Annotated in this window: 12 protein-coding genes; 10 read left to right on the forward strand and 2 right to left on the reverse strand. The window is 57.6% G+C overall.

The window, feature by feature from the left end:
• Nucleotides 1-3 precede the first annotated feature (3 nt).
• From pcaG to Q8O73_RS06135, 5 genes are all read left to right on the forward strand, one after another.
• On the forward strand, nucleotides 4-591 hold the full coding sequence (pcaG, locus tag Q8O73_RS06115) for a protocatechuate 3,4-dioxygenase subunit alpha (protein WP_305556450.1): 588 nt from the start codon (nucleotides 4-6) through the stop codon (nucleotides 589-591).
• A gap of 106 nt (nucleotides 592-697) precedes the next feature.
• Nucleotides 698-1,552: a CoA transferase subunit A gene (locus tag Q8O73_RS06120; protein WP_305556452.1), complete on the forward strand. Its 855-nt coding sequence runs from the start codon at nucleotides 698-700 to the stop codon at nucleotides 1,550-1,552.
• Between the two features lie 13 nt (nucleotides 1,553-1,565).
• Nucleotides 1,566-2,339 (forward strand): CoA-transferase subunit beta, encoded by a 774-nt coding sequence (locus Q8O73_RS06125; RefSeq protein WP_305556454.1) that lies wholly within the window; start codon nucleotides 1,566-1,568, stop codon nucleotides 2,337-2,339.
• Entirely contained in the window at nucleotides 2,339-3,544 is a 1,206-nt protein-coding gene (pcaF, locus tag Q8O73_RS06130) for a 3-oxoadipyl-CoA thiolase (RefSeq protein WP_305556456.1), read from the forward strand. The genes Q8O73_RS06125 and pcaF overlap by 1 nt, the downstream gene beginning before the upstream one ends.
• A 9-nt stretch (nucleotides 3,545-3,553) precedes the next feature.
• Nucleotides 3,554-4,897 (forward strand): 3-carboxy-cis,cis-muconate cycloisomerase, encoded by a 1,344-nt coding sequence (locus Q8O73_RS06135; protein WP_305556458.1) that lies wholly within the window; start codon nucleotides 3,554-3,556, stop codon nucleotides 4,895-4,897.
• An 11-nt stretch (nucleotides 4,898-4,908) separates the two neighbouring features.
• Here the strand turns inward: Q8O73_RS06135 and Q8O73_RS06140 are convergent, their stop codons facing one another.
• On the reverse strand, nucleotides 4,909-5,619 hold the full coding sequence (locus Q8O73_RS06140; protein WP_305556460.1) for a TenA family protein: 711 nt from the start codon (nucleotides 5,617-5,619) through the stop codon (nucleotides 4,909-4,911).
• A gap of 222 nt (nucleotides 5,620-5,841) precedes the next feature.
• Here Q8O73_RS06140 and Q8O73_RS06145 point away from each other — a divergent pair, with 222 nt between their 5' ends.
• The 5 genes from Q8O73_RS06145 (at nucleotide 5,842) to Q8O73_RS06165 (ending at nucleotide 10,437) form a co-directional block, all read left to right on the forward strand.
• Complete coding sequence (locus Q8O73_RS06145) at nucleotides 5,842-6,081, forward strand: DUF2892 domain-containing protein (protein ID WP_305556463.1); 240 nt, start codon at nucleotides 5,842-5,844, stop codon at nucleotides 6,079-6,081.
• The gene (locus Q8O73_RS06150) at nucleotides 6,081-6,974 is read left to right on the forward strand and encodes an MBL fold metallo-hydrolase (RefSeq protein ID WP_305556465.1); all 894 of its coding nucleotides are present in this window, start codon (nucleotides 6,081-6,083) and stop codon (nucleotides 6,972-6,974) included. The genes Q8O73_RS06145 and Q8O73_RS06150 overlap by 1 nt, the downstream gene beginning before the upstream one ends.
• 44 nt (nucleotides 6,975-7,018) lie before the next feature.
• The gene (locus tag Q8O73_RS06155; RefSeq protein WP_305556467.1) at nucleotides 7,019-7,432 is read left to right on the forward strand and encodes a TIGR01244 family sulfur transferase; all 414 of its coding nucleotides are present in this window, start codon (nucleotides 7,019-7,021) and stop codon (nucleotides 7,430-7,432) included.
• A gap of 68 nt (nucleotides 7,433-7,500) precedes the next feature.
• The gene (locus Q8O73_RS06160) at nucleotides 7,501-9,240 is read left to right on the forward strand and encodes a SulP family inorganic anion transporter (RefSeq protein WP_305556470.1); all 1,740 of its coding nucleotides are present in this window, start codon (nucleotides 7,501-7,503) and stop codon (nucleotides 9,238-9,240) included.
• 87 nt (nucleotides 9,241-9,327) lie between these two features.
• Complete coding sequence (locus Q8O73_RS06165; RefSeq protein ID WP_305556473.1) at nucleotides 9,328-10,437, forward strand: GNAT family N-acetyltransferase/peptidase C39 family protein; 1,110 nt, start codon at nucleotides 9,328-9,330, stop codon at nucleotides 10,435-10,437.
• A gap of 13 nt (nucleotides 10,438-10,450) precedes the next feature.
• Here the strand turns inward: Q8O73_RS06165 and Q8O73_RS06170 are convergent, their stop codons facing one another.
• The gene (locus Q8O73_RS06170) at nucleotides 10,451-12,427 is read right to left on the reverse strand and encodes a GNAT family N-acetyltransferase (protein WP_305556476.1); all 1,977 of its coding nucleotides are present in this window, start codon (nucleotides 12,425-12,427) and stop codon (nucleotides 10,451-10,453) included.
• Between the last annotated feature and the right edge of the window lie 94 nt (nucleotides 12,428-12,521).

Genomic DNA, 12,521 nt, shown 5'->3' on the forward strand with positions numbered 1-12,521 from the left:
GACATGCGGTATGGTGAAACACCGTCCCAAACCGTCGGGCCTTATTTTGCCTATGGCCTGACCGCCGGGCAATATGGCTATGACTTTACCGATATTGCCAATGGCGTGATTGCCGGACCGGCGGCCAAGGGCGAACATATCCGCATTACCGGGCAGGTTTTTGACGGCAACAATGTGCCGGTCAATGATGCGATGATCGAAATCTGGCAGGCCGATGCCAATGGTCATTATGCCAAAGACCCGGTCGATGTGACATCGGATGGATTTCGCGGGCTGGGCCGGTATGGCACCGGGACCGATCCGCAAAACCGGTTTGTGTTTGATACCGTCAAGCCGGGGGTGGTTGCCGATGGCGGGGCACCGTTTGTCAATGTCATCGTCTTTATGCGCGGGATGCTGGTCCATGCCTTTAGCCGGATTTATTTCAGCGATGATCACGCCTTGCATGGGGTGGATGCGGTGTTGCAATCGGTTCCGGCGGACCGTCGCAAGACCCTGATTGCAGAGCGCACCGAGACCCCGACCGGCATTGAATACCGGTTCGACATTCATATGCAGGGCGACCGCGAAACGGTTTTCTTTGATGTCTGAATGATGGACTGGCGGGATGGCTGTGGGCGCTGCTTTGGGGAAAGCCGGTGGTCACAGCCATCCGTTTTGATGTCTTGTTTTTGTTTCGATACCACAGGAGCCTGTCGTGGTTGCACGTTTCATGTCGCTAAAAGAAGCCGTTTCATCGTCTGTTCGCCATGGCGATACGGTGGCGATGGAGGGGTTTACCCATTTGATCCCGCATGCCTGCGGGCATGAAATCATCCGTCAGGGCCTGCGCGATCTGACCCTGATCCGCATGACGCCCGATGTGATTTACGATCAGTTGATCGGGGCGGGATGTGCCAGAAAACTGATTTTTTCGTGGGGCGGCAATCCCGGTGTTGGATCGTTGCACCGCCTGCGCGATGCGGTGCAGGATCACTGGCCGCACAAACTGGAAATCGAGGAACACAGCCACGCGGCAATGGCCAATGCCTATGATGCGGGGGCGGCGGGCCTGCCTTGTGCGGTGTTCAAGGGATATCGCGGGGCGGAATTGCCGCGTGTGAACCCCAATATCAAATTCATCGAATGCCCGTTTACCGGTGAAAGGCTGGCCGCTGTGCCGGCGATCCGGCCCGATGTGGCGGTGGTGCATGCGCAAAAGGCCAACAAAAAGGGCGATGTCCTGTTTGAAGGCATTGTCGGTGTGCAAAAAGAAGCCGTTCTGGCGGCGAAAAAATCGATCATCACGGTTGAGGAAATTGTCGATAATTTCGACGATGTACCGTTTAACGCGGTGATGTTGCCGCATTGGGCCGTCGGGGCGATTGTCGAGGTGCCGGGCGGCGCACATCCATCCTATGCCCAGGGGTATTACAAACGCGACAATGCCTTTTACAAGGCGTGGGACGAAATCGCCAAGGATCGCGACAGCTTTGCCGCCTGGATCGATGAAAATGTGATCAAGGGTGGCCCCGAAGATTTTGCGGCCAGACGTAACGAAAACCGGGCGTAAGCGGAGAAAAATCATGACCGATTATACAGCAACCGAGATGATGACGGTAACCGCCGCCCGCGCCCTGAAAAATGATGATGTGTGTTTTGTCGGTATCGGTATGCCGTCGGCGGCCTGCAATCTGGCGCGGCTGACCCATGCGCCCGACATTACCCTGATTTATGAAAGCGGGACGATTGGCACCAAACCCGATGTGTTGCCGTTATCGATTGGCGATGGCGAATTGTGCGAAACGGCGGTCAATACCGTGTCGGTGCCGGAAATGTTCCGGTACTGGTTACAGGGCGGCAAGATTTCGGTCGGGTTTCTGGGCGCGGCCCAGCTGGACAAATATGGCAATATCAATACCACCGTGATCGGCGATTATTTCGATCCCAAGGTGCGGTTGCCCGGCGGTGGCGGCGCGCCCGAAATCGCCACCAGTTGCGGCGAGATTTTTCTGGTGATGAAGCAAAGCAAGCGGGGATTTGTTGAAAAGATCGATTTTGTGACCTCGCTTGGCTATGGCAAGGGCGGGGATGACCGGGCCAGTTATGGCGTGACCACCAGGGGACCGTCGCGCCTGATCACGGATTTGTGCATCATGGAACCGCACCCGGTTGGCAAACATTTCATCGTGACGTCGATCCATCCCGGTGTGACCCGCGAACAGATTATCGAGGGAACAGGATGGGAAGTTGAATTTGCAGATGAAATTGCCGAAACTCCGACGCCAGGCACGAATGAACTGACGGTCTTGCGGGATTTGCATGCCCGCACCGCCAAAGCACACGAGGGACAGCAATAATGTCGGACGCCTATATCTGCGACTATATCCGTACACCGATCGGCCGTTTTGGCGGGGCTCTGTCATCGGTCCGTACCGATGATCTGGCGGCGGTGCCGTTACGTGCCCTGATGGCACGCCATCCGGACCTTGATTTCAGTGCGGTGGAGGATGTTATTTTCGGCTGTGCCAATCAGGCGGGCGAAGATAACCGCAATGTCGCGCGGATGGCGGTGTTATTGGCCGGATTGCCGGAAACCGTGACCGGCACGACGGTTAATCGTCTGTGCGGATCGGGGATGGATGCCATCATCATGGCATCACGGGCGATCCGGGCGGGGGAGGCCGATTTGATGATTGCGGGCGGGGTTGAAAGCATGTCCCGCGCGCCTTTTGTCATGCCCAAGGCCGATGCGGCCTTTTCGCGCAATGCCGAAATTTATGACAGCACCATTGGCTGGCGGTTCGTCAATCCGGTGATGAAGGCGCAATATGGCGTCGATTCCATGCCGGAAACCGGCGAAAATGTTGCCGAGGATTACAATATTTCACGCGCCGATCAGGATGCCTTTGCCGCCCGGTCGCAGGACAAGGCGGTTCGCGCCCAGCAAAACGGCGTTCTGGCACAGGAAATTACCCCGGTATCGATCCCGCAACGCAAGGCCGACCCGGTGGTGGTCGATACCGACGAACATCCACGGGCCGGAACCACGGCCGAAAAACTGGCAAAATTGCCAACCCCGTTTCGCGCCGGTGGATCGGTGACGGCGGGGAATGCGTCGGGGGTCAATGACGGGGCGGCGGCCTTGATCATTGCATCGGCGGCGGCGGCAAAGAAACATGGTCTGACACCGATTGCCCGTATTCTGGGCGGGGCGACGGCGGGACTTGCGCCGCGTATCATGGGATTTGGTCCGGCCCCGGCCAGCAAGAAATTGCTGGCGCGGCTGGGTCTGTCGGTCGATCAGATGGATGTGATTGAGCTGAACGAGGCCTTTGCATCCCAGGGGTTGGCGACATTGCGCGATCTGGGCATTGAAGATGACGATGCACGGGTCAACCCCAATGGCGGGGCGATTGCGCTGGGCCATCCGCTGGGCATGTCGGGGGCGCGGATTACCGGCACGGCGGCCTTGCAGTTACAGCGCAGTGGCGGCCGGTATTCCCTGTCCACCATGTGTATCGGCGTCGGGCAGGGTATCGCCATTGTTCTGGAAGCAGTGTAAAACAAAGCGATGACCATATCGCCCTTTGACTCCCCGATGTTGGGAGCCCTTTTTGCAGATGATGAAATTGCGGCATTATTTGCGGATGATGCCGTGATTTCGTCGATGTTGCTGGTGGAATCCGCCCTGGCATCGGCACAGGCACGGGCGGGGATGATTCCGCAGGATACGGCGCGGCGTATTGCCGATGCCTGCCGCGATTTTCATCCCGATCCCAAATCGCTGGCGGCGGGAACGGCAAGTGCCGGGGTGCCGGTGCCGGCATTGGTCAAGGCGTTAAAGGCCGAATTGCCGCGTGCGGATGCCCGCCATGTGCATTTTGGCGCGACCAGTCAGGATGTGGTTGATACCGCCCTTGTTTTGCGATTGCGCGACGCGATGGGGATTTTGCGCCGCCGTATCCGCAAACTGATCCGGGCTTTGATCAAGCTGGCCGATGAGCATCGGGATACCGTAATGGCGGGCCGGACCCGGTCGCAACAGGCGGTGCCGACGACATTCGGGTTGAAGGTTGCCGGGTGGCTGGCGCCGCTGGTGCGGATTGACGGGCGGCTGGAAGATTTGTCACAGGATCTGTTTCGCCTGTCGTTTGGCGGGGCGGCGGGGACGCTGGCGTCGCTCGGCCCCAGGGCGGAAACGGTGGAACGGTATCTGGCCGGGGAACTGGAACTTGAAATTGCCGAAATGCCGTGGCACAGCCAGCGCGATATTCTTGTGGAATTTGCCGCAAAACTGACGGCATTGACCGGGGCGCTGGGCAAGATGGGGCAGGATCTGGTGTTGCTGGCGCAATCGGAAATCGCCGAAGTGCAGCCGGGCAAGGGGGGCGGGTCATCGACCATGCCGCACAAATCCAACCCGGTGCAGGCGGAAATGCTGGTAACACTGGCCCGGTTCAATGCGACGCAGATTTCGTCGCTGTATCATGCGCAAATCCATGAACATGAACGCAGTGGCAGTGCGTGGTTGCTGGAATGGCTGGCCTTGCCGCAGATCATTATGGCGTGTGGGGCAGCGTTGGCGCAGGCCTGTGACATGGTGCCCGATTTGCGGGTCAATGCCGGGCGAATGCGCGACAATCTGGAACTGTCAGAAGGCGCGATGCTGGCCGAGGCGGCGACATTTGCCCTGTCGGATCATGTCGGGCGCGATGAGGCTGATCGTCTGGTCAAGGCCGCCCTGATACAATCGGCGTCACATGGCGGCAATCTGTTTGATGAATTGCCCAAACTGACCGATGCGCCGGTGGATTGGAACGAAGTGCGTGACCCGGCCAACTATACCGGGCAGGCCGGGCTTTATATCGACCGGGTGATCGGCGCCGCGCACCGCGCACTTGCCGAAAACGGATAGGCGATCCCGGCTTAAGCGCCGGGTCCCTGCCATGCCGTGTCGAAAAACTGTTTTTCCAGAAGAACGGCGTTGCGGAAAAAGGCCATGCAGACGGCGCGGGCGTCGGCGTTCAATGTCGGGCCAATGTGGTCAAGCTGCGTGTTCAGATAGTTAACGACGCTTTCAAAATAATCGCCGACATGCAGATCAATCCATTCGGCATACCAGAAATCGGCAGGGCGGGTTGCAATCGCCCTGTTGACCCGGTCCGCCCAGCCCAGATAGGTGCCCTCGGCCACGGTCAGAACGGCCAGCATATTGGCGTAGTCGTTGCTGTGCAGGGCATCGTGCATCAAATCCTTGAAGGCGGCGGTTACCGGCCAGTCGGGCCGATCATGGCGGTCCTGATCCGCCACACCAAGGGCAATGAAGGACCGTTCAAAATAGGTGTTTTCAGCCCCGGTGACGAGGGCCAGGAACTGACAGCCCGGAATGCGGTCGGCAAGGGCGGGGGCGCGCGACACCGCCCCGGCCAGCAGGGCGACGAACCGGTCGATAAAGCGGTGATCCTGTATCAGGTAATCTTGCAGATTGCGTAGCGGGACGGCCGATTGGCCCCATGCATCGGTAAAGGGATGATGGGTGACGTCATGCCAGTCATCCGCACAACAGGCGCGCAGCCAGCCGGAAAAAGTGCCGTCAGGGTGGGTTTCGTGCCAGTGCGGCCAGTCGGGAAGGGTCATGTCTGCCTCTTTTTCATCAGAAAACAAGGGCTAGCACGGGAAAGTGGCAATCGCAATCATGCGATGCCCGATCAAACGGAAATCATCTGTATTTCAGTGAGATAGGGCGATGTTTATGGCGGTTTTATTATTACATTTTATTTATGGTAAATAATATTTGAAAATTATAATGTATGGATATATAACAGGCCTATTCAATTGTTCTTTTTGAGGAAAACGACGATGAACAATATCGGAAATCTTGATCGCGCCATTCGCTTTATCGTTGGCATCGTTCTGATCGCGGCCCCGTTTGTGGCTGCTGGCGATACCGGCTTTATGGGCGCATTTGGCGGATATGGCTGGGTTGCGTTGCTGATCGGGGCGGTTCTGGTGATGACGGCGGCATTCCGGTTTTGCCCGGCATACCGGTTGCTGGGCATTCGGACCTGCCCGGTTTCCAAGGGGCGGGGCGGTCTGTAATGGCAGCGACGGAAAACAGGGCTTTGGCAGGCGTGCCGGATGTCACCGCGTTTTTCGACGAGGCGACCTTTACCGTCAGTTATGTGGTGCGTGATCCCGCATCAACAGCCTGTGCGATTGTTGATTCGGTTCTGGATTACGATCCGGCATCGGGGCGCACCGACACCTCGTCCGCCGATGACGTGATTGCCTTTGTCCGCGATCATGGCCTGTCGGTGGAATGGATTTTGGAAACCCATGTCCATGCCGATCATTTGTCCGCCGCCCCTTATCTTAAGGAAAAGGTCGGCGGCAAGATGGGGATCGGGGCGAATATCAGCATCGTGCAAAATGTTTTTGGCAAAATCTTTAATGCCGGAACCGAATTTGCCCGCGACGGGCGGCAATTTGACCGCCTGTTTGTCGATGGGGATGTGTTTTCCATTGGCGGCCTTGCGGCGCGTGCCATTCATACGCCCGGTCATACCCCGGCCTGTATGTCTTATGTGATTGGCGATGCGGTGTTTGTCGGCGATACCCTGTTTATGCCCGATTTTGGCACGGCGCGATGCGATTTCCCCGGTGGGGATGCGCATGTTCTGTATCAGTCGGTGCAGAAACTGTTGGCATTGCCGGGCGAAACCCGGATGTTCATGTGTCATGATTACAAGGCACCGGGGCGTGACGAGTATCGCTGGGAAACCACGGTGGCCGAGGAACGCGACAAGAATATCCATATCGGTGGCGGCACCAGTGAAGAAGAATTTGTCCGCATGCGGCAGGCAAAGGACGCGACACTGGAGATGCCGCGCCTGATTTTGCCATCGGTTCAGGTAAATATGCGTGCCGGGGAGTTGCCACCGGCCGAAGATAATGGCATCCGTTATCTGAAGATCCCGCTGAACACATTGTAATGTGGTCATGGCGGGCCGACAGACCAGTATAACGGATGGATGCCATGAAACGCCTGACCGACGAATTGACCGTATCGCCGCAGATTCCGCTGGAATCCTTGCCCGACATTGCCGGGGCCGGTTTCAAAACCGTTATTTGCAACCGCCCCGACAATGAAGACCCCGGTCAGCCTTCGTTTGATGACATCCGGGCCAAAGCCCAAGAGTGCGGTTTGACCGCGCTGTTTTTGCCGGTGGCCAGTGGCAATGTGTCGGATGCCGATGCCGATGCCTTTGCCACCGCATTTGAAAATGCGGCCAAACCGGTTTTCGCCTATTGCCGCAGCGGCACGCGCTGCGCGATTTTATGGTCATTGGCCACGGCAGGAAAAGTGCCGGTCCATGACATTGTCGCCACGGCGGCCCAGGCCGGATACGACGTTTCGTCGCTGGCCGGGCGCATTCAAAGTCGCGCCTGATCATTTTTTAATGGCGCAACATTGAAAACGGCGGGCGACCCGATTTTCCCGGAGTATTCCTGTTGTTGATGTTGCGCCGTTTTTTTCCCGTTTTTGACTGGGGCCGCGAATATTCCCGCGCCAATGCGTTCAGCGATCTGAGTGCGGCGGTGATTGTGACGGTGATGCTGATTCCGCAAAGTCTGGCCTATGCCATGCTGGCGGGATTGCCCCCCGAAGTCGGTCTTTATGCCAGTATCCTGCCATTGGTGGCCTATGCGGTGTTTGGCACATCGCGCGTGCTGGCCGTCGGGCCGGTGGCGGTGGTATCCCTGATGACGGCATCGACCATCGGGGCGGCCAGCCTGCCGGACGGGGTATCGGTGATCACGGCGGCGGTGACGCTGGCGGTGATGTCGGGCGTGATGTTGCTGGTGATGGGAATTTTCCGGCTGGGATTTCTGGCAAGTTTCCTGAGCCATCCGGTGATTTCCGGATTTATTACGGCATCGGCCATCCTGATTGCGGTCAGCCAGTTAAAACATATTTTGGGGATCGAGATTGCGGGGGAGACCCTGCCGGAAAGCGTTGTGGCGCTGATTGGCGGGATTGGAAATGTACATGTGCCGACGATGATCATCGGGGCGGGGTGTCTGGCGTTTTTGTTCTGGGCGCGGTGCCGGTTGAAATCGACCCTGAAACGCCTTGGCATCGGGGACGGCATTGCCGGGTTTTTGACCAAGGCCGGGCCGGTTCTGGCGGTGATTGTGTCAATTGTTGCGGTGTGGGCGATGGATCTGGCACCGGGTGGGGTGCGGATTGTCGGCGATATTCCGCAAGGATTGCCGGGCCTGTCCCTGCCATCGTTTGATTTGGGCCTGATCGGGCAATTTGCCGTGCCGGCCTTGCTGATCAGCATGATCGGATTTGTGGAATCGGTTTCGGTCGCCCAGACTTTGGCGGCCAAACGGCGGCAACGTATTGTGCCCGATCAGGAACTGGTGGCGCTGGGTGCCTCGAACCTTGTGGCCGGGTTTTCGGGCGGGTATCCGGTGACGGGCGGTTTTGCGCGGTCGGTCGTCAATTATGATGCCGGGGCGCAGACACCGGCGGCGGGGGCGTTTACCGCCATCGGGATCGGGGTGGCGACATTGTATCTGACGCCGTATCTGTATTTTCTGCCACAGGCGACCTTGGCGGCAACGATTATTGTGGCGGTATTGTCGCTGGTGGATATCGGGGTTATCAAGCGGACATGGGCCTATTCGCGCAGTGATTTCAGTGCCCTGTTGACCACCATTGTCGTGACCCTGATTTTCGGGGTGGAGCCGGGGGTGATCAGCGGGGTGGTGTTGTCGCTGGCGCTGTATTTGCATCGCACCAGCCGCCCGCATATTGCCGTGGTCGGATTGTTGCCCGGCAGCGAACATTTCCGCAATGTGTTGCGCCATCCGGTGGCGACCGGCAAACGGGTTTTGAGCATCCGGCTGGATGAAAGTCTGTATTTTGCCAATTGCCGGTTTCTGGAAGACCGGATTTATGCGCTGGTTGCGCAAAACCGCGAGGTGAGGGATGTGGTCCTGATGTGTCCGGCGGTGAATGAAATTGACGCCAGCGGCCTTGAAAGCCTTGAAGAAATCAATCATCGCCTGAAGGATTCAGGGGTGCGGTTTCATCTGTCCGAGGTCAAGGGGCCGGTGATGGACCGGTTGCAGAAATCATCCTTTCCCGATCATTTGAATGGCCGTATTTTCCTGTCGCACTATGCCGCACTGGCCGAACTGGACCCTGAACTGGTGGCGCAATCGGACGGGGGCGCGGTGGCATAGGGGCGATTGTTGCCAGATTGCTGTATTATGCCCGATAGCGGCATGACATGATGCCGGTCTGATTTGCTCTGTGTTCGTATGGAAATGATGACAAAGACCAGACTGCGCGCCGCGCATGAGAATGATCTTGGGGCGCTGGTGCGAATTGAGGAAGACTCCTTTCGCACCGATCAATTATCGCGCCGCGCCCTGCGGCGGTTTATGCACAGCCCGACGGCGTTTTTCTGGGTGGCGGAAGGCGAGGGCGGGGTTGTTGGCTATGCGTTGGTGATTTTCCGGCGCAATACCGCATTGGCGCGGTTATATTCGATGGCGGTTGACCCGGCCTGGCGGCGGCAGGGGATCGGTCAGGCCTTGTTGATGCGGGCCGAAGAAGGGACGCTTGATTTTGGCGCACCGATCCTGCGACTGGAAGTCAACCCGGACAATGCCCCTGCGATTGGGTTGTATCGCAAGAATGGTTATGGCGAATTTGCGCTGTATCCCGATTATTACGACGATCACAGCCCGGCCTTGCGCATGGAAAAGGTTCTGGTGCCGCAATCTTTGGTGCGGCCGTCACCCTTGCATTTTTATCATCAGACCCTGCCATTCACCTGTGGTCCGGCGTCATTGATGATGGCGATGAATGCCCTGAACCCGTCGATCAATATGGATCGCACCAGCGAAATTGCCCTGTGGCGCGAAGCAACCACGATTTTCATGACATCGGGGCATGGCGGCTGCGGGCCATTGGGGTTGGGGCTTGCGGCATATCGTCGCGGTTTTGATGTTGAAATCTGGACCAGTAGCGACGGACCGTTATTTGTTAACACCGTGCGCAAGGCGGCCAACCGCAAGGTGGTTGAACTGGTGCATGATGATTTCGCCGAGCAGGCCAAAAAAGCAGGCATCCCGGTTTTGCGCGGCCCGTTTGGCGTGCGTGAGTTCGAGGCGCGGGCCAGCAAGGGGCAAATGGCGCTGATCCTGATCAGCCAGTACCGGATTTATGGCGATAAAATTCCGCACTGGGTTGTGGTTTCGGGATTTGACGAACGGTATGTCTATGTCACCGATCCCGATATCGGCGAGGATGACGAACCCTATACCGGCAGCGATTGTGTGTCGGTGCCGATCCTGCGCCATGAATTTGATCTGATGGTGCGGTATGGTCGCAACAAATTGCAGGCGGCAATTTTCCTGCACCGTCGGAGTTGATGGCCGTCTTTGCCTATGGTCTTGCGATCTGACCGAGCAGATTGGCGATGATGCGGCGATACAAATCCATGCCCAGAATAACGTCTTCGACCCCACCATCGATATTGGGGTTGTCATTGACCTCGATCACCATCGGGCCATAGGGCGTTTCCTTGGCATCGACGCCATAAAGGCCATTGCCCATCAGGCGGGCGGCGGCAAGGGCGGCATGAAGGATATCGGCGGGGGCGTCTTCGATGGCGACGGTTTCAAAGGTGCCTTCGGAATAGTTTTTGCCATCATCCTCGTGCTTGACGATCTGCCAGTGGCCCGGTGCCATGAAATAACGGCTGGCGAATAGCGGTTCGCCGCCCAGAACGCCGATGCGCCAGTCAAAGGTCGTTTCGACATATTCCTGAATGACCAGCAATTCGGAATTTTTGAACATTTCGCTGGCGACATCGCGCAGATGTTCGGGCGATGTCACCTTGCGCACGCCACGCGAAAAACAACCATCGGGCACCTTGAGCACCGAGGGGAAACTGAATTGTTTGCCAATCACATCAATGCGGCGTTTGTCAAAAATCGCACTGCGCGGGGCGGGGATGCGATGGGTGCGCAGCAATTCGGCCAGATAGACCTTGTTGGTGCAGCGCAGGATTGATTCCGGATCGTCAATCACCGGAATGCCTTCCTTGCGCGCCCGTTTGGCAAAACGATAGGTGTGATGATCAAGGGCGGTGGTTTCGCGGATCAGCAGCGCATCAAATTCGGATAAATGATGGAAATCACGCGCCGTAATCAGTTCGGCCTTGGCCCCCAGATCGGCGGTGGCCTGTACAAAACAGGCGATGCCGTCGCTGTCAGAAGGGGGCATGACTTCATCGGGATCATACAGAATGGCGACAAGGGCAGTCGGGGCGTTGCCGCTGCTGGGTTTGCGGACCCGGCCGCGCAAATAGGCCCGGATTGCACTTTCAAAAACCGGCATTTCGTCGTTGCCCAACTGATGCAGCGACGGGGCCTCGATTTCGCGCAAGGGACGTTTGTCATTGGGGTTCAGATGCAGGCGCAGGATCGGGCAGCGAAACTGGTCAAAGGCGCGTTGCGCGATATCGCGAAACCGTTTGTCGGCGGTGCGGCCAAAAAATACGTCGATATGGTCCGGCGTATCGCCGGGTTTGGTCAGGGCATCGGCAATCTGCGGTCCCAGATCGCTACGCGCCGATTTTTGCAGGCGTTTCCAGTTCAGATCCAGAAGGACATCCGCCTCGGGGATGACCCGTTCGCTGCGTGCGGCGGCCAGAAGGCTGCAATAATAGCCACGCGACAGATATTCATAGGATTGGCACAGATTGATGACGCGCCGGTTACGCACCCCGTGATCCAGCGCCAGATAATCGCGCACCCGCATCACCCGTGCGCCGGGAATGGAAAAGGGCAAATCGCCGGTACGATCCACCAAAATCAGCGGCGCACCGGTTGAAACCGCCGGGGAAAGCTGTGTGGTGGCGTCAAACAGGCGGCGTTCCATGCGCGTGCCATCTGCACCGTCTTCGTAATAATCGGGCAGATTGGCAATATCGCCATAACCATGCCGTTCATAAAGGCCACGGGCCGATCCGTTATCCTTGCGGACTTCGAGGCGGATTTTATCGCAGCCTGCCTCCAGCGCCAGACTTTCCAACCCGGCCAGCAATTGCGTGCCCAGACCCTTGCCGCGCCGGTGATTGGCGATTGCCAGCGAATAAATCCGTGCTGTCAGGCTGTTGGCACGCAGCAATAACAGGCCATAGCCGACAATTCCGGCATCGCCATCATCGGCGACCAGAAGACGTGCCGATGCCTGTTTCAGAAAGCGGGAAAAGCTGGCCCGCGACAGTTTGTCGGACGAAAAACTGCCATGTTCCAGCGCACATAAACCATCAAGATCGGCCTGTGTGGCGCTGCGGATGATCACCGGGATATTGTGCGATTGCGTCATGGCGTTTGCGGTCCCTTGTCGTGGCATATATTTCTTTTCCTTGGTGCTATCATCATGGGCTATTGTGTTTTTTGCAAGCCGACAGAAAGATCATAATGGTCTTATGGTTGCCATTTTCCTG

It is taken from the genome of Thalassospira sp., from assembly GCF_030690045.1.
In the GTDB taxonomy this organism is placed as follows: Bacteria; Pseudomonadota; Alphaproteobacteria; order Rhodospirillales; family Thalassospiraceae; genus Thalassospira.

Coding starts and splice junctions, on each gene's coding strand:
- pcaF (WP_305556456.1), top strand. CDS start 2,339: ATGTCGGACGCCTATATCTGCGACTATATCCGTACACCGATCGGCCGT.
- Q8O73_RS06170 (WP_305556476.1), bottom strand. CDS start 12,427: ATGCCACGACAAGGGACCGCAAACGCCATGACGCAATCGCACAATATC.
- Q8O73_RS06135 (WP_305556458.1), top strand. CDS start 3,554: ATGACCATATCGCCCTTTGACTCCCCGATGTTGGGAGCCCTTTTTGCA.
- Q8O73_RS06125 (WP_305556454.1), top strand. CDS start 1,566: ATGACCGATTATACAGCAACCGAGATGATGACGGTAACCGCCGCCCGC.
- Q8O73_RS06140 (WP_305556460.1), bottom strand. CDS start 5,619: ATGACCCTTCCCGACTGGCCGCACTGGCACGAAACCCACCCTGACGGC.
- Q8O73_RS06145 (WP_305556463.1), top strand. CDS start 5,842: ATGAACAATATCGGAAATCTTGATCGCGCCATTCGCTTTATCGTTGGC.
- pcaG (WP_305556450.1), top strand. CDS start 4: ATGCGGTATGGTGAAACACCGTCCCAAACCGTCGGGCCTTATTTTGCC.
- Q8O73_RS06165 (WP_305556473.1), top strand. CDS start 9,328: ATGACAAAGACCAGACTGCGCGCCGCGCATGAGAATGATCTTGGGGCG.
- Q8O73_RS06155 (WP_305556467.1), top strand. CDS start 7,019: ATGAAACGCCTGACCGACGAATTGACCGTATCGCCGCAGATTCCGCTG.
- Q8O73_RS06150 (WP_305556465.1), top strand. CDS start 6,081: ATGGCAGCGACGGAAAACAGGGCTTTGGCAGGCGTGCCGGATGTCACC.
- Q8O73_RS06160 (WP_305556470.1), top strand. CDS start 7,501: ATGTTGCGCCGTTTTTTTCCCGTTTTTGACTGGGGCCGCGAATATTCC.